The organism is Pseudomonas sp. R28(2017), assembly GCF_002112505.1.
In the GTDB taxonomy this organism is placed as follows: Bacteria; Pseudomonadota; Gammaproteobacteria; order Pseudomonadales; family Pseudomonadaceae; genus Aquipseudomonas.
The window spans coordinates 26,812-47,914 of record NZ_NEHW01000022.1 but is presented as its reverse complement, the minus strand read 5'-3'; the positions used below and the strand labels follow the sequence as shown (position 1 = coordinate 47,914).

Here is a 21,103-nt window from a genome sequence, read left to right as displayed (position 1 = left end):
CGCCGACATGTTCGTTCATCACGCCCTTCGGCAAGCCAGTCGAACCGGAGGTGTAGATCACATACGCCAGATGCCGTGGTGTCAGTCCGGTAACAACAGGATTGCTGGTCGGTTGCTCGCCCCAGGTCGGCTGATCCAGATCGATGACCTGCCCGGCATCCGGCACATGACGGGTCGCCGCATGCACCAGCACCGCCACTGGCGCGCTGTCGGTCAGCATATGACGCACACGCTCGGCCGGGTAATCCGGGTCGACCGGCACGTAAGCGCCACCGGCCTTGAGAATGGCCAGCAACCCGACCACCATCGACAGGCCACGTTCGACACAGATCGCCACACGATCATCCGGTTTGACGCCCAGGGCGACCAGGTGATGCGCGAGTCGGTTGGCCTGCTCGTTGAGCTGGCGATAACTCAGTTCACCCTCGTCAGCCCGCACGGCAAGTGCATCCGGTGTACGCGCCACCTGCACCTCGATCAGACCATGCAAGGTCTGCTCAAGATCGTACTCAACCGCCGTGTCGTTGAAATCGGCCAGCACGCGCTGGCGCTCCTCGGCTTCCAGAACCGGCAGGCGCTGCACCGGCAAATCAGGCTCATGCTCCAGCGCCTCGACCATGGCCTCCAGCACCTGGTTCATCTGCCCGCAGATACGCGCCGCGCCAATTTCGGCCGGGGTCATGGCCACCAGGCGGAAGCCTTCGCCCGTGTCATCGACGTTCAGGCCCAGCGGGTAATTGCTGCGTTCCTGGCTGGCGAGGTTGACGATACCCTCGGTCGCCTGCTGCTGGCGTGCGGTGGCCACCGTGCTGTGGCGGTAGTTGAGCATGGCGCTGAACAGTGGCAGCGGCGCGGCCACGCCGCTGCAACGCTGGGCCAATGCCAGCGAGGCATGCTCGTGGGCCAGCAGCGCACTGAGCCGCTGGTGGGTGGCATGCGCCGCCTCGCGCAGGTTGACGCCGGCAAGGTCAATGCGCAGCGGCAAGGTGTTGATGAACATGCCCAACGCCCGCTCGGCGCCTTCGCCGCCTTGCAGGCGGCCCAGCAGCACGGTGCCGAACACCACGCGGTCCTGACCGCTGGCGGCACCCAGCAGGCGCGCCCAGGCCAGGTGGAACAGGCTGGCGACGCTGATCCCCAGCTGCCGCCCCTGCTGGCGCAGGCGCAGGGCCAGGTCGGCGCCCAGCCACAGCTGCGCCTCCTCGATATCACGGCCATCGCCTTGTACATCGCCAAGGCCATACGGCAGGGTCGGTTCATCGATGTCGGCCAATTGCGCCCGGAAGAACGCTTCGTGCTCGGCCTGGCTGATGCCCAGGCGCGCCTGCGCTACATAGTTGCGGTACGGCACCGGTGCATGGCCAGGTTCAGCATCAGCCTGCAAGAAGCCGATCAGTTCCTCGCCGACGACCTCCATGGCCGTGTGGTCGAGCACAATGTGGTGGAACTGCAGGGTGGCGTCGATGCCACCAGCCGTCTCGGTGAACAGCAAGCGGATCAACGGGGCCTTAGCCAACTCGAGCCGGGCCTGGCCCGCCTCAGCCTCGAACACGCCGAGCGGCGCCTTGCGCCACACCACCTGAACCGGCTGGGGCAGCCCCTCCCAGAGCACGGCCGTGCGCAATACGTCATGCCGGGCGATGACCTTGTCCAGCGCGGCAGCGAAGGCGTCGAAGTGGGCACGGCTGGCGAAGGCGAAGCGTGACTGCAGCACGTAGGGGTCATGCTCGGCGGCGCTGACATGGTGGTAGAGGATGCCCTCTTGCAGCGGTGCCAGCGGGTAGATGTCCTGGACGTTGCCAGCGCCACCCGGTACCTGGGCGACGATGCGGTCGATGGCAACCTGCTCCAGCGCCACCAGCGGCAGCATCGCCGGGGTGATGTGCTGGCAGCCGGCCGGGATGAGATTGTCCGGAACCTGCACCTGTTGCGCCTGGCCCAGGGTGGCGGCCAGTGCGGCAATGGTCGGCTGGCCGAACAGCGTCCGTACGTCGACCTGCAAGCCTTGCTGGCGCAGGCGCGCAGTCAGGTTCACGGCCAGCAGCGAATGGCCGCCCAGTTCGAAGAAGTTGTCATGGCGCCCTACCTGTTCGAGGTTGAGCATCTGCGCCCACACCTGCGCCAGGGCCGTTTCCACCGGGCCTTGCGGTGCCACGTAGCCCTGGCCGGCAAGCAGTGCCGGGTCTGGGTCTGGCAGGGCCTTGCGGTCGAGCTTGCCATGGCTGGTCAGCGGCAAGGCGGCCAGGCGCGTGAACGCCAGCGGCAACAGATGCGCCGGCAGGCTGGCCTGCAGCGCCTCGCGCAGGGCTTGCACCGTCACCGGTGCGGCTTCGGTGAACCAGGCCAGCAGGCGCCCGTCACGCACCAGCACCACGGCATCGGCGACACCTGGCTGCGCCGCCAGCACTGCCTCGATTTCGCCCAGTTCGACACGCACACCGCGGACCTTCACCTGGTCATCGTTGCGGCCCAGGTAGTCGAGTGTGCCATCGGCATTCCAGCGCACCAGGTCACCGCTGCGGTACAGCCGCTCGCCAACCGCGAACGGGCTGTCGCTGAAGCGTTCCGCGGTCAGCTCCGGGCGATTCAAGTAACCCCGGGCAACCCCTGCCCCGCCAATGTACAACTCACCGACCGCACCCACCGGCACTGGCTGACGGTGCTCGTCGAGCACGTACACCCGGGTGTTGGCGATCGGCGTGCCGATATGCAGCGCGCCCCCCGCTTGCAGCTGCCCGGACGTAGCAACCACGGTGGCCTCGGTCGGGCCATAGTTGTTGACCAGGGCAAAGCCCGGATCGCGCTCGAACTGGCGCAGGCGATCACCGCCGACCAGCAAGGTGCGCAAGGTCGGGTGCTGGCGCTCGCGGCGCAGCGCCTGTTCAGCGACCGGGGTGGGCAGGAAGCTGACCTGCAACGGTTGCTCTAGCCACCAGTCGAGCAGTTCGTCGACATGCTCGCCGGCAATGCGCGCAGGCGGCAGGTGCAGCACGGCCCCCGCGCACAACGCCGGCCACACTTCCCAGGCCACGGCATCGAAGCCGAAACCGGCCACACTGCTGGTGTGGCTGCCGGCGCCCAGGGCGAAGGCATCGCAGTGCCAGTGCACCAGGTTGGCCAGGGTGGCGTGCTCGACCATCACCCCCTTCGGCTGGCCGGTGGAGCCGGAGGTGTAGATCACGTAGGCCAACTGCTGGGCATCCAGGCCGGTGACACGCGGATTGCTGTCGGCCTGCGCCTGCCAGTCATCACCGTGCAGCTGCACCTGCAGGGTGTCACCGACCAGCGCCTGGGTGCCTGCGTCGGTCAACACCAGCACCGGTGCGCTGTCCTGCAACAGATACGCGATGCGCTGCGCCGGGTACGCGGGGTCTACCGGCACATAAGCGGCGCCGGCCTTGAGCACGGCGAGCAGCGCCACCAGGCGCTCAAGGCTGCGAGGCAGGCACACGGCGACCCGGTCGCCGACCTGCACGCCGCGGGCGATCAGGTGATGGGCCAGGCGGTTGGCGCTGCGGTTGAGCTCGCCATAGCTCAGGACCTGGCCACCCTGCACCAGCGCCGCCGCTTGTGGTGCACGGGCGGCCTGGGTTTCCACCAGGCTGTGCACGGTCTGGCCCTGGGGGTAACGGCGGGAGGTGGCATTGAACGCTTGCAGCACCTGCTGACGGGCTGGCGTATCAAGGATCGACAAGCCGGCCACTGGCGTGCTGCCTGGCTGTTCCAGCGCCTGGCTCAACTGGGCCAGGGCGTGGGCCATCCACTGCGTGACCCGTTCGGCACCGATCCCCTGCTGGGCCAGGACGCTGAGGGTAAAGCCTTCGCCCAGGTCGTCGACGCTGAGGGTCAGCGGGTAGTTGCTGCGCTCTTCACCGCCAAGCAGGCGAACGCCCTGCTGGCTGGCAGCGTCGGCAGCCGGGCTGGCAGCGCTGCTGTGGCGGTAGTTGAACAAGGCGCTGAACAGTGGCAGCGATGCGGCCACGCCACTGCAGCGCTGGGCCAGGGCCAGCGAAGCGTGCTCGTGCCCCAGCAGCGCAGACAGCCGCTGGTGGGTCACGCGCACGGCCTGCTGCACCGGCGCGGTCAGGTCGATGCGCAGCGGCAAGGTGTTGATGAACACGCCCAGCGCGCGGTCGGCGCCCTCGCCGCCTTGCAGGCGGCCCATCAGCACGGTGCCGAACACCACATCGCTGCGGTTGGCCAGCACGCCGACCACCCGTGCCCAGGCCAGGTGCGCCAGGCTCGCAACGCTCACGCCCAGGCGCCGGGCCTGCTCGCGCAGCTGGCGGGCCAGCGCGGGGTCGAGCGGCAGCTGCGCTTCTTCGATGGCCTGGCCATCGCCCTGCACATCGGCCAGGCCGAACGGCAAGGTCGGCTCGTCGAGGTCGCCGAGCATGTCGCGGAAGAACGCCTCGTGACCGGCATCGTCGGCCCCCAGCCGGGCTTGGGCGACATAGGTGCGATACGGCACCGGGGCCGCCAGCTGGTCGGCCTGGCCAGCGAGCAGCTGGCGCATTTCTGCGGCAATCACTTCCATCGCGGTGTGGTCGAGGGCCAGGTGGTGGAACTGCAGGATCGCCACCACTCGCTGGTTGGCCGGGTCGTCGGCATACAGCAGGCGCATCAACGGCGCACGCGCCAGGTCCAGGCGCTGATGGCGGGCATCGAACCGCGCCTGCAAGGCATCGATGACCGAGGCGCCTTGCAGGTCGTCGACCGAGGTCACCGCCATGCGCGCTTCACGCCAGACCACCTGCAGCGGCTGCGCCAGCCCCTCGGTCAGCGCGGCCGTGCGCAGGATGTCGTGGCGGTCGATGACCTGCTGCAAGGCTGCAGCCCAAGCCTGCAGGCGGGCCAGGCTGTCGAAGGCCAGCCGCGACTGCAGCAGGTAGGGGTCGCCCTGCCCGGCACTCAGGTGGTGGTAGAGAATGCCCTCCTGCAACGGCGCCAGCGGGTAGATTTCCTGCACGTTGGCAGCACCGCCAGGCACGCTGGCGACGATACGGTCGATGGTGGCCTGGTCCAGCTCGACCAGGCTGAGCATGGCCGGGGTGATGTGCAGGGCACCCTGCGGCACGCGGTTGGCCGGCACCTGCACTTCACGGCCGCTGCCCACGGCCGCCGCCAGGGCCGCCAGGGTCGGCTGGGCGAACAGCACCCGCACATCGGCGCCCAGGCCGGCCTGGCGCATGCGCTCGATCAACGTCACCGCCAGCAGCGAGTGGCCGCCCAGCTCGAAGAAGTGATCGTGGCGGCCGACGTACTCGACCTTCAGCACGTCCGCCCAGATCGCCGCCAGGGCGGTTTCCACCGCCCCCTGTGGCGCTTCGAAGGCGCGGCTGAGCAAGGCCTCGCGGCCAGGTGGCGGCAAGGCGCGGCGGTCGAGCTTGCCGTTGGCGGTCAAGGGCAAGGTGGCCAGCAGCACGTAGGCGGCCGGCAGCATGTAGTCGGGCAACTGGCCTTGCAGCTGGGCATGGAGTTCGGCGAGGGTCGGGGCGGCGCCACTGGCCGTGAAGTAGGCCACCAGGCGCTTGTCGCCCGGGGCATCCTCACGCAGCACAACGGCCGCATCGCGAACGCCAGCGCACGCACCCAGGCGCGCTTCGATCTCACCCAGCTCGATACGGAAACCGCGCAGCTTGATCTGCTGGTCGGCGCGGCCCAGGTAACGCAAGGAGCCGTCGGCCTGCCAGCTGACCAGGTCGCCGCTGCGGTACATCCGCGCACCCGGCTGCGGGCTGAAGGGGTCATCGAGGAAGCGTTCGGCGCTCAGTGCCGGCTGGCCCAGGTAACCCAGGGCAACGCCATCGCCACCGATGTACAGCTCGCCCACCGCGCCGACAGGCAGCGGCTGGCGACGGGCATCGAGCACGTAGCAGCGGCCATTGCCGATCGGCCTGCCGATCGGAATGCTGCCCTCGCCCACTTCGACGATTTCGTGGGTGGTGCTGAAGGTGGTGGCCTCGGTCGGGCCGTAACCATTGAGCAGGTGCGCCGGCGCGCCTTGGCGCAGTACACGGGCGACCACCGCCGGGTCCAGCACATCGCCACCGACCATCAGGTAGCGCAGCCTGGCAAATGCCGGCAGCAGGTCGTCGGCAAACTGGTGGAACAACCCGGCGGTGAGCCACAACACGCTCACGGCCTGGTGCAGCAAGGTATCCCTCAGGGCTTGGCGTGACAGCACCTGGTGCTGATCGATGACCACCAGCGTGCCGCCGTTGAGCAGCGGCGCCCAGACTTCCAGGGTACTGGCGTCGAACGCCGGGTTGGAGGCGAATGCCACCCGGTCCTGGCTGTTGAAATCGGCAAAGCCATTGTTGATCACCAGGCGCACGATGGCGCGGTGGGGTACCTGCACGCCTTTCGGCGTACCCGTGGAACCCGAGGTGTACATGATATAGGCCGCGCTTTCGGCACTGACCGACAGGCCTGGCGCGTGCGACGGGAAAGCGTCCAGCGCCAGGCGATCGAGTTCGACCCGCATGGCCTCGCCGACCTGGTGCTCGCTGCTGAGGGTCAGCAGCACCCGGGCCTGGCTGTCGGCGATCATGAATGCCTGGCGTTCGGCCGGGGCATTGCTGTCCAGCGGCACGTACACCGCCGCGCACTTGCTCGCCGCCAATTGCGCCGCCAGCAGGTCGAAACTGCGCGGCAGCAACAGCGCAACGCGCTCACCCGGCTGTACACCCAACGCCAGCAGGTGATGGGCCAGGCGGTTGGCGTGCTGGTCGAGTTGCGCATAGCTGTATTGCCGGTCACCGTGCACCACGGCCACAGCCGCGGGGCTGAGTGCGGCATGGGCGCCGAACAGGGTATGCACGGCACGCTCGCGCGGGTAGTCACGGCGGGTGGCGTTGAAACCCTGCAGCACCCGCTCGCGCTCGGCAGGTGCCAGGCAGCTCAGCTGTCGCAGCGGCGTTGCCGGCGCCAGCTCAAGGGCCTGTGACAGCTGCTCCAGGGCCGTAGCGAGCAGGCGGCAGACCTGTGCCCCGTCCACGTCCTCCAGCGCCTGTACGGTGAGCACGAAGGCATCACCCAGGTCGTCGACATTGACCACCAGTGGATAGTGGCTGCGCTCATGCGCGGCCAGTTGCTCGATACCCTGCCAGGCGTCGCGCAGCTCGGCCTTGGCCGGGGCGCTGTGACGAAAGTTGAGCAAGCTGGTGAACAGTGGCTGGCCGGCCGGCACCGCGCTGCAACGCTGGGCTTCGGCAAGCGACGCCTGTTCATGGGCAAGCAGGCGGGCCAGGCGCTGGTGGGTCAGGCGTACGCCGTCGCTGGCCGCCTGGGTGCCGACACTCACGCGCAGCGGCAAGGTGTTGATGAACATGCCCAGCGCCCGTTCGGCGCCCTCGCCGCCTTGCAGGCGGCCCAGCAGCACGGTGCCGAATACCACCTCCTCGCGGCCGGACAGCTGCGCCAGCACCTGGCCCCAGGCCTGGTGCACCAGGCTGGCGACGCTGATGCCCAGCTGGCGGGCCTGGTCACGCAGGCGGTTGCCGACAGCGACATCCAGTGCCTGGCGGCTGTCGAGCACCCGGCTGGCGTCGCTGTGCGCGTCGCGCAGGCCGAACACCTCGGTGGGTTCGTCGATGTCGCCCAGCAACTCGCGGAACATCGCCTCTGCTGCCTGGCGATGATTGCCCAGGCGCGACTGGGCCACATAGTTGCGGTATGGCACGCTGGCGTGCGCCAGCGCACGGCCCTGCAGCACGGCGGTGATCTCCGCAACCAGCTGCTCGACGGCGGCGTGGTCAAGGATGATGTGGTGGATCAGCAGGGTCGCTTCCAGGCGGCCGCTGGATTGCCCGGGAAGCAGGCGGATCAGGGGCGCATGGTTCAGGTTGATGGCGGTGCCGCCCCCTTGGGCGAGGGGCGCCTCGCGCCAGACGACTTGCACCGGTTCTTCGAGGTTCTGCCAGTGGATGCTGGTGCGCAGGATGTCGTGGCGGGCAATGACCTGGTCCAGGGCTGCGGCGAAAGCGTCCAGCGTGGCCTGGTCGGGGAAGGCGAAACGCGCCTGCAACACATAGGGGTCGGCGCCTTCACTGGCCAGGTGGTGGTAGAGAATGCCTTGCTGCAACGGGGCCAGGCCGTAAATATCCTGGACATTGCTGGCGCCCCCCGGGACTTGTGCAGTCAGGCCGTCGATGGACGCCTGTGACAGGTCTGCCAGTGGCAGCATGCCCGGGGTGATGCGCAGGCAACCTTGCGCAATGCGGTTGCCCGGCACCTGTACGGCGGTTGCAGTGCCCACCGCCGCCGCCAGCGCGGCCAGGGTCGGCTGGCCGAACAGCACGCGGATATCGGCATGCAGGCCTTGCTGGCGCAGGCGCGAGGTCAGGGTCACTGCCAGCAGCGAATGGCCACCCAGTTCGAAGAAGTTGTCGTGGCGCCCTACCCGTTCCACACCCAGCAGCTCGCACCAGAGGGCGGCCAGTAGCGTTTCGGTTTCGCCCTCGGGCGCTTCATAAGCGCGATCCTGGATGGCATCGGGTTCAGGCAGTGCCTTGCGGTCAAGCTTGCCGTTGGGGCTCAGCGGCAGCGCTTCGAGGTGCATGAACAGCGCCGGGACCATGAACTCCGGCAGGTGCGCGAGCAGTGCCGTGCGCAGGGCCTCCATGGTTTTCGATTCGCCGGTGTAGTACGCGACCAGGCGCTGATCGCGGGCCACGACCACGGCTTCTTTGATGCCGTCGATGGCCGTCAGGCCGGCCTGGATTTCGCCCAGTTCGATGCGCAGGCCACGGATTTTCACCTGGTCGTCGTTGCGGCCCAGGTATTCGAGGTTGCCGTCCGCCAGGTGGCGTGCGAGGTCGCCGGTGCGGTACAGCCGTCCGCCCGGGCGGAACGGATCGTCGATGAAGCGCTCAGCTGTGAGTTCGGTGCGGTTGAGGTAGCCACGGGCGACTTGGACGCCGCCGATGAACAGCTCGCCGGCCACGCCTTGCGGCACCGGTTGGCCTTGGCCATCGAGCACGTACAGCGTGGTGTTGGCGATCGGCTTGCCGATCGGGGTGTTGTCCGGTGCGGTTAGGCAGTGCCAGGCACTGACATCCACTGCCGCTTCGGTCGGGCCGTAGAGGTTGTGCAGCTCTACGGCTGGCAACTGGGCGTGGAAGCGGCGCACCAGGCTGCCCGGCAGGGCTTCGCCGCTGCACAGCACCCGCTTCAGAACCTGCACCGTCCCTGTGGGAGCGGGCTTGCCCGCGAAGAAGTCGACTCGGTGTATGGCACCGGCTTCGCCGGTGTTCGCGGGTGAACCCGCTCCCACAGGGGGGGTGTTTGCTGTGGAAGACAGGAACACATCCAGCATCGACGGCACGAAGTGCAAGGTGGTGACGCCTTCGTCGCGAATGACCTGGCGCAGGTATTCGGGATCGCGGTGCCCACCCGGGCGGGCTATGACCAGGCGCGCACCGGTCTGCAGCGGCCAGAGGAACTCCCACACCGACACGTCGAAGCTGAACGGGGTTTTCTGCAACACCACATCATCGGCGCCGAGCTCATAGGCATCCTGCATCCACAGCAGGCGGTTCACCACACCGGCGTGTTCGTTCATCACGCCTTTGGGCAGACCGGTCGAACCGGAGGTGTAGATCACGTAGGCCAAATGCTGTGGCGTCAGGCCTGCAATCACGGGGTTACTTGCAGGCTGGTCATTCCAGCTGGGCTGATCCAGATCGATGATCTGCCCGGCATCCGGCACATGGCGTGTCGCGGCATGCACCAGCACCGCCACTGGCGCGCTGTCGCTGAGCATATGACGCACACGCTCGGCCGGGTAATCCGGGTCGACCGGCACGTAAGCGCCACCGGCCTTGAGAATGGCCAGCAACCCGACCACCATCGACAGGCTACGTTCGACACAGATCGCCACACGATCATCCGGTTTGACGCCCAGGGCGACCAGGTGATGCGCGAGTCGGTTGGCCTGCTCGTTGAGCTGGCGATAACTCAGTTCACCCTCGTCAGCCCGCACGGCAAGTGCATCCGGTGTACGCGCCACCTGCACCTCGATCAGGCCATGCAAGGTCTGCTCAAGGTCGTAATCGACTGTCGTGTCGTTGAAATCGGCCAGCACGCGCTGGCGCTCTTCGGCCTCCAGCACCGGCAGGCGCTGCAACAACAGCTCCGGCTCATGCTCCAGCGCCTCGACCATGGCCTCCAGCACCTGGTTCATCTGCCCGCAGATACGCGCCGCGCCAATTTCGGCCGGCGTCATGGCCACCAGGCGGAAGCCTTCGCCCAGGTCGTCCACATTCAGGCTCAGTGGGTAGTTGGTACGCTCCTGCCCGTCGAGCACCTCGATGCCTTGCCAGGCCTTGCGTTGCTCGGCATTGGCCACGGCACCGTGGCGGTAGTTCAGCATGGCGCTGAACAAAGGCAACGGCGCGGCCACGCCGCTGCAGCGCTGGGCCAGCGCCAGCGAGGCATGCTCGTGGGCCAGCAGTGCACTGAGCCGCTGGTGGGTGGCATGCGCCGCCTCGCGCAGGCTGACGCCGCCCAGGTCGACCCGCAACGGCAAGGTGTTGATGAACATGCCCAGCGCCCGCTCGGCACCTTCGCCGCCTTGCAGGCGGCCCAGCAGCACGGTGCCGAACACCACGCGGTCCTGACCGCTGGCGGCACCCAGCAGGCGCGCCCAGGCCAGGTGGAACAGGCTGGCGACGCTGATGCCCAGCACACGGGCCTGACGGCGCAGGGCCGAGGCAAGCGTCGTCGACAGCGTCAGTTTGACCTCCTGCATGTCACGGCCGTCGCCCTGCACGTCGCTGAGGCCGAACGGCAAGGTTGGTTCATCGATGTCGGCCAGTTGCGTGCGGAAGAACGCTTCGTGCTCGCCCTGGCTGATGCCCAGGCGGGCCTGGGCCACATAATTGCGGTAAGGCACCGGGGCATGGGCCGGGGCTGGGGCGCCCTGCAGGAAGCCTTGCAGTTCTTCGCCGACCACCTCCAGGGCCGTGTGGTCGAGCACGATGTGGTGGAACTGCAGGGTGGCCTCGAGCACGCCATCGCCCTGGGTGTAGAACAGCTGGATCAACGGTGCCTGGTCCAGCCTCATCGTCGGCAAACCACCGTCCAGGGTGCCCGCCAAGACACCCGGCACGGTGCGCAAAACCACCTGCACCGGCTGCGGCAGGCCATCCCAGAGCACGGCAGTGCGCAGCACATCGTGACGGGCGATGACCTGGTCGAGGGCACTGGCGAAGGCCTGCAGGCGTTGCAGGTTGTCGAAGCGCAGGCGTGAGTAGAGGACGTACGGATCGTGCCCGGCCGCGCTCAGATGGTGGTAGAGAATCCCCTCCTGCAACGGGGCCAGCGGGTAGATGTCCTGCACGTTGGCCGCACCGCCCGGCACGCTCGCGACAATCCGGTCGATGCTGGCCTGGTCAAGTTCGATCAGGCTGAGCAGCTCAGGCTTGATCTGCCGGCAATCCGCCGGGATACGGTTGGCGGGCACCTGCACGTGCTGATCGCTCCCGAGGGTTGCGGCCAGTGCGGCCAGGGTCGGCTGGCCGAACAGGGTCCGCACATCCACCTGCAGGCCCTGCAGGCGCAGGCGCGCGGTCAGGCTCACGGCCAGCAGCGAGTGGCCGCCCAGTTCGAAGAAGTTGTCGTGCCGCCCTACCCGCTCCAAACCCAGCAGCTCGCACCAGAGGGCGGCCAGCAGGGTTTCGGTGCTGCCTTGCGGGGCCTCGAAGGCGCGCGGCTGCAGTGCCGCGTCGGGGGCTGGCAGGGCCTTGCGGTCGAGCTTGCCGTTGGCGGTCAACGGCAGTTGCTGGAGGTGAATGTACTGCGCGGGCACCATGTAGTCCGGCAGTTGTGCCAGCAACGCCTGGCGCAGGCTGTCTGCAGCCTGTGGTTCCCCGGTGTGATAGGCGACCAGACGTGCATCGGCCGCCAGCACCACGGCTTCGCGCACACCCGCGATGCGGGTCAGGCAGGCCTCGATCTCGCCCGGTTCGATACGCAGGCCACGGATCTTCACCTGCTGGTCGTTGCGCCCGAGGAACTCGAGGCTGCCATCGGCACGCTGGCGCACCAGGTCGCCACTGCGGTACAGGCGCCCGCCAGCCTCGAACGGGTTGTCGATAAAGCGCTCAGCCTGCTGCTGGGGCAGGCCCAGGTAGCCACGGGTCACGCCGGCGCCACCGATGTGCAGGTGGCCGGCCACGCCCCACGGCACCGGCTGGTCGCGGTTATCGAGCACATACAGCGCAGTGTTGTCGATCGGCCGGCCAATCGGCAGGGTGCCGCCCGGCAGCGCAGCATCGGGCTGCAGCGTCCAGGCGCTGCAGTCGACGGTGGTTTCGGTGGGGCCATAGACGTTATGCAGGCGCACGCCGGGCAAGCGCTGGCGCACCAGGGCCGCCAGCGCTTCGGTCAGCTCGCCGCCGCCACAGACGATGTCGCTCAGGCTGGTACAGTCGGCGCTCTGGGCCTGCTCCAGGAACTGCTGCAGCAAGGCTGGCACGAACTGTACCACGTTCACCTGCTGGTGCTGGATCAATTGCGCGAGGTACTGCCCATCGCGGTGGCCATCCGGGCGCGCCAGCACCAGGCGCAGGCCGCTGCACAGTGGCCAGAACAGCTCCCACACCGAGGCATCGAAACTGGTCGGGGTCTTGTGCAGCACGCTGCGGGCGCCGACGCACAGGCGCCGGCTCCAGTGCACCAGGTTGACCACGTTGCGGTGCTCGACCATCACGCCTTTCGGCACGCCGGTGGAGCCGGAGGTATAGATCACGTAGGCAAGGTGCTGCGCGGTCAGGCCTGCCACGTGCGGCTTGCTGATTGGCCGGCGGTTCCAACGTGGCCGGTCAAGGTCGACCTGCACCGCGTGCTTCGCCAGCTCGCGGGTGGCAGCGTGCACCAGCAGTGCCTGGGGCGCGCTGTCGTCCAGCATGTGGCGGATGCGCTCGGCCGGGTAGCTCGGGTCGACCGGCACATAGGCGCCGCCAGCCTTGAGAATGGCCAGCAGGCCGACCACCAGCGACAGCCCACGCTCGACGCACACCGCCACGCGGTCGTCGGGTTTTACCCCGAGGGCGATCAGGTGATGGGCCAGGCGGTTGGCCTGCTCGTCGAGCTGGCGGTAACTGAGCTCACCCTCTTCAGCCACCAGCGCCGGGGCATCGGGCGTGAGCCTGACCTGGGCCTCGAACAGGCTGTGCAGCGGCTGCTGCAGATCGTGCGGGTGCCCGGTGGCGTTGGCCTCGACCAGCAGTTGCCGGCGCTCCCGAGGCGTCAATACGGGCAACTGCTGCACCGGCAGCTGCGGCTGTTGTTCCAGCGCATCGAGCAGGCCGACCAGCACCTGCAGCAGTTGATCGCAGACGCGCTGCGCACCGACCTGCGCCGTAACCTGGGTAGTCATGCGCAGGCCGTCGCCGAGGTCATCGACGTTGATGCTCAGGGGGTAGTTGCCATGGCCGCCGCTGGGCAGCGCCTGGATGCCTTCCAGGGCTTCGCGTTGCGCCTGCTGTTCGCTGGCGCTGGCACCATGGCGGTAGTTGAGCATGGCGCTGAACAATGGCGTGGGCGCGGCCACGCCACTGCAACGCTGGGCCAGGGCCAGCGAAGCGTGCTCATGCACCAGCAGCGCGCTCAGGCGCTCATGGGCCCGGCGCACGCCGTCACGCACGCCAAGGCCATCGAGGTCCAGGCGCAGCGGCAGGGTGTTGATGAACATGCCCAGGCCGTGATCGGCGCCAGCCCCGCCCTGCAGGCGGCCGAGCAGCACGGTGCCGAACACCACACTGTCCCTGCCACTGGTGGCCGAGACCAGCCGCGCCCAGGCCAGGTGCAGCAGGCTGGCGGCACTCACGCCCAGTTGCCGGGCCTGTTGACGCAGGCGCTGGTACTGCTGGCTTTCCAGTTGCACCGTGGCCAGGTCAAAGCAGCTGGCCTGGCCGTGCAGGTCGGCCAGGCCGTATGGCAAGGTGGGCTCGTCGATGTCGCCGAGTTCGGCGCGGAAGAAGGCTTCGTGCTCGGCTTCGCTGATGGCCAGGCGTGCCTGGGCCACGTAGTTGCGGTAAGGCACCGGCGGCCGGGTCGGCTGCCGGCCGCACAGGTGGTCGCGGATTTCGTCCAGCACCCCTTTCATCGCGGTGTGGTCGAGGGCGATGTGGTGGAACTGCAAGGTCGCTTCGATGGCGCCCTCGGACGTGCTGTACAGCAGGCGGATCAACGGGGCCTGATCCAGCCTGATGGCCGCCGAGCCGGCGCCGATAACGCTTGGCGCGCTGCGCCAGACCACTTGCACAGGTTGCAGCAGGCCATCCCAGAGTACTGCGGTGCGCAGCACATCGTGGCGGGCGATGACCTTGTCCAGGGCACCGGCGAAGGCTTGCAGCCGTGCCAGGCTGTCGAAGGCGACACGCCACTGCAGCAGGTACGGGTCGGCGCCGTTGGCACTGAGGTGGTGATAGAGGATGCCTTCCTGCAGCGGGGCCAGCGGGTAGATGTCCTGCACGTTGGCGGCACCACCCGGCACCGTGGCGACGATGCGCGCGATACTGGCCGGGTCCAGGTCAAGCAGGGGCAGCAGGTCCGGGGTGATCTGGCTGCAGCCGGCCGGGATGCGATTCTCCGGTACCACCACCTGGCGGCCCTTGCCCAGCGCCGCAGCCAGTGCCGCCACCGTGGGCTGGCTGAACAGCACCCGCACGTCGGTGTTCAGGCCTTGCTGGCGCAGGCGCTCGATCAGCGTCACGGCCAGCAGCGAGTGGCCGCCCAGCTCGAAGAAGTTGTCGTGTCGCCCTACCCGCTCGACGCCCAGTACCTCGGCCCAGAGCGCGGCCATGCGGGTTTCGGTTTCACCCAGGGGCTCGACATGGCCTTGCTCTGCCCAGTCCGGCTCGGGCAGTGCGCGGCGGTCCAGCTTGCCGTGGCTGGTGAGCGGCAGCTGCGCCAGGCGCATGAACGCATGGGGCAGCATGTGCGCTGGCAGGCTGGCTTGCAGCGCCTGGCGCAGCGCAGCGAGGTCGACCGGCGCGGTTTCGGTAAACCAGGCCAGCAGGCGCTCACCGCGCACCAGTACCACGGCATGCTCGATACCGGGTTGGGCCGCCAGGGCCGCTTCGACCTCGCCCAGTTCGACGCGCATGCCGCGGATCTTCACCTGGTCATCGTTGCGGCCTAGGTAGTCGAGGGTGCCGTCGGCGTTCCAGCGCACCAGGTCGCCACTGCGATACATGCGTGCACCCGGCAGGCGACTGAACGGGTCGGCCAGGAAGCGCTCCTCGGTCAGTTGCGGGCGGTTGAAATAGCCGCGGGCAACCTGGCCGCCACCGATGTACAACTCGCCGGTCACCCCCACCGGTACTGGCTGGCGACGCTCATCGAGCACGTAGACGCGGGTGTTGGCGACTGGCTGGCCGATGTGCAGCGCGCCGCCGGGCAGCACCCTGCCGGACGTGGCGACCACGGTGGTTTCGGTCGGCCCGTAGTTGTTGACCAGCTCGAAGCCTGGGTCGCGGTCGAACTGGCGCAGGCGGTCGCCACCGATCAGCAGGGTACGCAAGGTCGGGTGCTGGCGTTCGCGGCGCAGCGCCTGTTCGGCGACCGGGGTCGGCAGGAAACTGACCTTCAGCGGCTGCTCCAGCCACCAGTCGAGCAGTTCCTCGACGTGCTCGTTGCCGATGTGCGACGGCGGCAGGTGCAGCGCGGCACCGGCGCACAACGCCGGCCAGACCTCCCAGGCCATGGCATCGAAACCAAAGCCGGCAACGCTGGAAGTGCGTTCGCCAGCGCCCAGCGCGAAGGCCTGGCAGTGCCAATGCACCAGGTTGGCCAGGGTCCGGTGCTCGACCATCACGCCCTTGGGTTGGCCGGTGGAGCCGGAGGTGTAGACCACGTAGGCCAGCTGATGAGCATCGTGCCCGGCCACTTCAGGGTTGCGTTCGCTGGCATGCCAGCTGCCTGGCAGGTCGAGGTCCAGCCGGGGCAGCTCACCTGGCAAGTCAGCCACGGTCGAGTCGGCCACCAGCAGCGCGGGCGAACTGTCGGCCAGCAGGTAGGCGATGCGCGCTGGCGGGTAGTTCGGGTCCACCGGCACATAGGCAGCGCCGGTCTTGAGCACGGCCAGCAAGCCGATCAGCCGCTCGATGCTGCGCGGCAGGCACAGGGCGACCCGGTCGCCGCACTGCACACCAAGTTCGATCAGGCGGTGGGCCAGGCGGTTGGCGCGCCGGTTGAGTTCGCCATAGCTCAGCGCCTGCTCGCCCTGGCTCACGGCGCACGCCTCGGGCGCGCGCGCGGCCTGGGCCTCGATCAGGGCGCTGATGGTCTGCCCTTGCGGATACGCCTGCGCCGTGGCATTGAAGCTGCCAAGCAACTGCTGGCGTGCCTGCTCATCGAGCATCGGCAGGCGATCGACCGCAGCCTCCTGCCCAGACTCCAGCGCCTGCAGCAGCTGCGCCAGCGTGTTGGCCATCCACCCGGTGACACGGGCGGCACCGATGCCTTCGACAGCCAGCACACTGAGGCTGAAACCCTCGCCAAGGTCGTTGACGCTCAAGGTCAGCGGGTAGTTGCTGCGCTCCTCGCCACCGAGCAAACGCACGCCCTCCCAGATGCCCTCGCCTTCGCGTGGTGCATCGGCGGCGCTGTGGCGGTAGTTGAGCAAGGCGCTGAACAGTGGCAGCGAAGCGGCCACGCCGCTGCAGCGCTGGGCCAGGGCCAAGGGGGCGTGTTCGTGGCCGAGCAGTGCCGACAGGCTGCGGTGGGTAGCCCGTACTGCGGCGTGCGCGCCGGCACCGGTGTCGACCCGCAGCGGCAAGGTGTTGATGAACATGCCCAGCGCGCGATCAGCGCCTTCACCCCCTTGCAGCCGGCCCATCAGCACCGTGCCGAACACCACGTCGGTACGGTTGGCCAGCACCCCCAGCACCCGCGCCCAGGCCAGGTGCATCAGGCTGGCGGCGCTGACCCCCAGCTCCCGCGCCTGGCTGCGCAGGCGCAGGCTGAGGCCGGCATCCAGCGCCATGAAGGCACTCTCGATATTGCGCCCGTCGCCCTGCACGTCGGCAAAGCCCAATGGCAAGGTCGGCTCGTCGACATCCGCGAGCATCTCGCGGAAAAATGCCGCTTGGCCAGCCGGGTCGGCCAGGCGCGCCTGGGCCACGTAGTTGCGGTAAGGCACCGCCGCCGGCAGGGATTGGCCCTGGCCGAAAAGCAGGGCGCGCATTTCCCGGGCGACCACATCCATGGCGGTGTGGTCGAGGGTCAGGTGATGGAACAGCAGGATCGCCACCACCTGATGGTTGGCGGGGTCGAGGCTGTAATACAGGCGGGTCAGCGGTGCCTGGCCCAGGTCCAGCCGGTGATGGCGCGCATCGAACCGCGCGTGCAATTGCTCGATACGCGAAACACCCGGCTCATCGGCCAGGTCGTCGACCTCGCACACGGCCAGTTCGGCGGCACGCCATACCACCTGCAACGGCTGCGCCAGCCCCTGCCAGTGCACGGCGGTGCGCAGGATGTCGTGGCGGTCGATGACCTGCTGCAAGGCGCCGGCCCAGGCCAGCAGGCGCTCGACGCTGTCGAAGGCCAGGCGCGTCTGCAGCAGGTAGGGGTCGCCCTGTTCGGCGCTCAGGTGATGGTAGAGGATGCCTTCCTGCAACGGCGCCAGCGGGTAAATCTCCTGCACGTTGGCGGCACCGCACGGCACCGTGGCAACGATGGCATCGATGCTGGCCTGGTCCAGCTCGACCAGGCTGAGCATGGCCGGGGTGATACGCTCAGTGCCCTGCGGCACACGGTTGGCCGGGACCTGGGCCGGCGCGCCGATCGCCGGCGCGCTGGCCAAAGCGGCCACGGTGGGCTGGGCAAACAGCACGCGCACGTCGATGACCAGGCCGGCCTTGCGCAGGCGCTCGACCAGGGTCACCGCCAGCAGCGAGTGGCCGCCCAGCTCGAAGAAGTTGTCGTGCCGCCCTACCCGCTCCACGCCCAGCACCTCGGCCCAGATCGCCGCCATGGCAGCCTCGGTCTCGCCTTGCGGCGCTGCATAGGCCTGCCTCGACAGCAAGGCGCCGTCCGGGTCGGGCAGCGCTCGGCGGTCGAGCTTGCCGTGGCCAGTGAGCGGCAGTTCATCCAGGCGGATCAACGCCCACGGCACCATGTGTGCCGGCAGGCTGGCCTGCAGCGCCTGACGCAATTGTTCAGGGTCGACCGGCGCGGTCTCGGTGTACCAGGCCAGCAGGCGCCCTTCGCGCACCAGCACCACGGCGTCATCGACCCCCGGCCGGGCCGCCAGGGCCGCTTCGATCTCGCCCAGCTCCACGCGCACGCCGCGGACCTTCACCTGGTCATCGTTGCGGCCCAGATAATCGAGGGTGCCGTCGGCGTTCCAGCGCACCAGGTCGCCGCTGCGGTACATCCGGCCGCCGGGGTTGAAGGGGTCGTCGAGGAAGCGCTCTGCGGTGAGTTCAGGGCGGTTGAAATAGCCGCGTGCGACCTGCGCCCCGCCGATGAAGAGCTCACCCCGCACGCCGACCGGCACCGGTTGCAGGCCTTCGTCGAGCACATACACGCGGGTGTTGGTGATCGGCTGGCCGATGTGCAGTGCACCTTTGGCGACGACCTGGCCGGAGGTGGCCACTACCGTGGTCTCGGTCGGGCCGTAGTTGTTGACCAGGGCAAAGCCCGGATCGCGCTCGAACTGGCGCAGGCGGTCGCCACCGACCAGCAGCGTGCGCAAGGTCGGGTGCTGCTGGTCACGGCGCAGGGCCTGCTCGGCCACCGGGGTCGGCAGGAAGCTGACCTGCAGCGGCTGCGCCAGCCACCAGTCGAGCAACTCGTCGACGTGTTGGTTACCGATGTGTGCCGGCGGCAAGTGCAGCGTGGCGCCCGCGCACAGGGTTGGCCAGACTTCCCAGGCCATCGCATCGAAGCCGAAACCGGCGACGCTGGCGCTGTGCGAACCGGCACCCAGCTCGAACGCCTGGCAGTGCCAGTGCACCAGGTTGGCCAGGGTCTGGTGCTCGATCATCACGCCCTTGGGCTGGCCGGTGGAGCCGGAGGTGTAGACCAGGTAGGCCAGCTGCTGCGCATCGAGGCCGGGCAGTTCAGGGTTTTCGCTGTTCGCGGCAAAGGCGCCAGCCTGGTCCAGGTCAAGGCGCGCCATGGGCGGCAAGCCCTCGATCACGGTGCTCGCCAGTACCAGCGCCGGCTGGCTGTCCTGCAGCAGATAGGCGATACGCTCAGCCGGATAGGCCGGGTCCACCGGCACATAGGCAGCCCCGGCCTTGAGCACCGCCAGCAAGCCGACCAGGCGTTCCGGGCTGCGTGGCAGGCACAGGGCAACCCGGTCACCCACCTTGACCCCTTGCTCGATCAATCGGTGTGCCAGCTGGTTGGCGCGTCGGTTCAGTTCGCCGTAGCTCAGTGCCACGTCATCCTGCAGCAGCGCGCATGCCTCGGGTGAACGGGCGGCCTGGGCTTCGACCCGGGCGTGTACGGTCACCCCTTGCGGATAAGCCTGGGTGGTGCGGTTGAACTGCTCCAGTACCTGCTCGCGCTCCGCCTGGGGCAGCACCGCCAGCCCTTGCAGGGGTGTTTCAGGGGCCTGTTCAAGGGCGTCGACCAGGCTCGCCAGTACCTGCTCGAACTGCCCGGACAAACGTCCAGCGCCCCACTGCGGCAGGCTTTGCACGGTCAGGCGCAGGTCATCGCCAAGGTCATCGACGCTCACGGTCAGCGGGTAGTCGGTGCGTTCTTCGGCGCCGACGATATCGATGCCCGGCGCCACCGGGATGATCTCGGCGGCATCGCCGGCAGCGCTGTGGCGGTAGTTGAGCATGCTGTTGAACAGCGGCGCCGGGGCGGCCACACCGCTGCAGCGCTGGGCCAGGGCCAGCGAGGCCTGCTCATGGCCGAGCAAGGCGCTGAGACGTTTGTGCGTGGTCAGCAGCGCCTCGCGCACGCTGTGCCGGCCCAGGTCGATGCGCAGCGGCAAGGTATTGATGAACATGCCCAGCGCCTGCTCACCGCCCTCACCCGTGGTCATGCGCCCCAGCAGCACACTGCCGAACACCACGGCCTGGCGTGCAGACAGTTGCCCGAGCAGGCGGGCGAAGCCCAGGTGCAGGACACTGGCCGGGCTCACGCCAAGCTGGCGGGCCTGGCGGCGCAGGCGCAGGCTCAGCTCGGGCGCCAGGGTCAGGCGCGCCTGCTCCAGTGGCTGCTGGCCTTTGTCCTGCAAGCCGAAGGCCAGGGTCGGCTCGTCGATGTCGTCGAGCATTTCGCGGAAGAAGCGCTCGTGGGCCTGTTCGTCCAGCGCCTGGCGCGCTGCAGCCAGCACGTTGCGAAACGGCATCGGCGCCGCCAGCTGCGCCGTCTCGCCGGCCAGGTGCGCCTGGATTTCGCGGCGTACGATGTCCAGTGCGGTATGGTCCATGACCACGTGGTGGAACATCAGCAAGGCCACCCACTGCTCGCCCTCGCCACGGGCGTGCATCAGTTGCATCAGCGGCGCCTGGCGCAGGTCCAGGCGGTAGTGACGCGGATCGAAACGTGCGCACAGCCGGGCCAGGGCATCGTCGCCGTCGACCTCGATGGCGTCACGGACCAGGGCGGCTTCGCGCCAGACCACCTGCACGGGCTCATCGAGGTATTCCCAGTGCAGCGCGGTGCGCAGGATGTCGTGGCGCTGGATCACCCATTGCAGCGCCTGGGCGAAGGCTTCGAGGTGTGCCTGGCTGGCAAAGCGCAGCTGCACCTGGGCCAGGTACGGGTCACCGTCGGCGGCTGAAAGGTGCTGGTAGAGCATGCCTTGCTGCAGCGGTGCCAGCGGGTAGATGTCCTGCACGTTGGCAGCACCGCCTGGCACGCTGGCCACTATACGATCGATGGCCTGCTGCTCGAGTTGCACCAGCGGCAGCATGTCGGGGGTGATGCGGAACGCCGGGCTGAGCCAGTCGTCATCGCGCTCGGCGAGCATTTCCAGCAGGGCCGGCTTGTGCCGTGACAGCGCCTCCCACAGGGTGTCGTCCAGGGCTTCGTCGTCGCCCAGGACGATCAGGTCCTGGTCTTCACGCTGGAGTCGGATTGCATGGGTGGAGAGAGCAGCCATCAGTTCGCTGAAAAGCAT

At 68.4% G+C, this 21,103-nt stretch carries 1 protein-coding gene (cut by a window edge); it reads right to left on the bottom strand.

Annotated features, from left to right (window positions below):
• Positions 1-21,103, bottom strand: partial view of a non-ribosomal peptide synthetase gene (locus CAF78_RS28920; RefSeq protein ID WP_085679519.1) — the 5' portion only. The gene continues 1,313 nt to the left of window position 1, outside the view; the window shows 21,103 of its 22,416 coding nt (coding positions 1-21,103); the start codon lies at positions 21,101-21,103; its stop codon lies beyond the left edge, outside the window.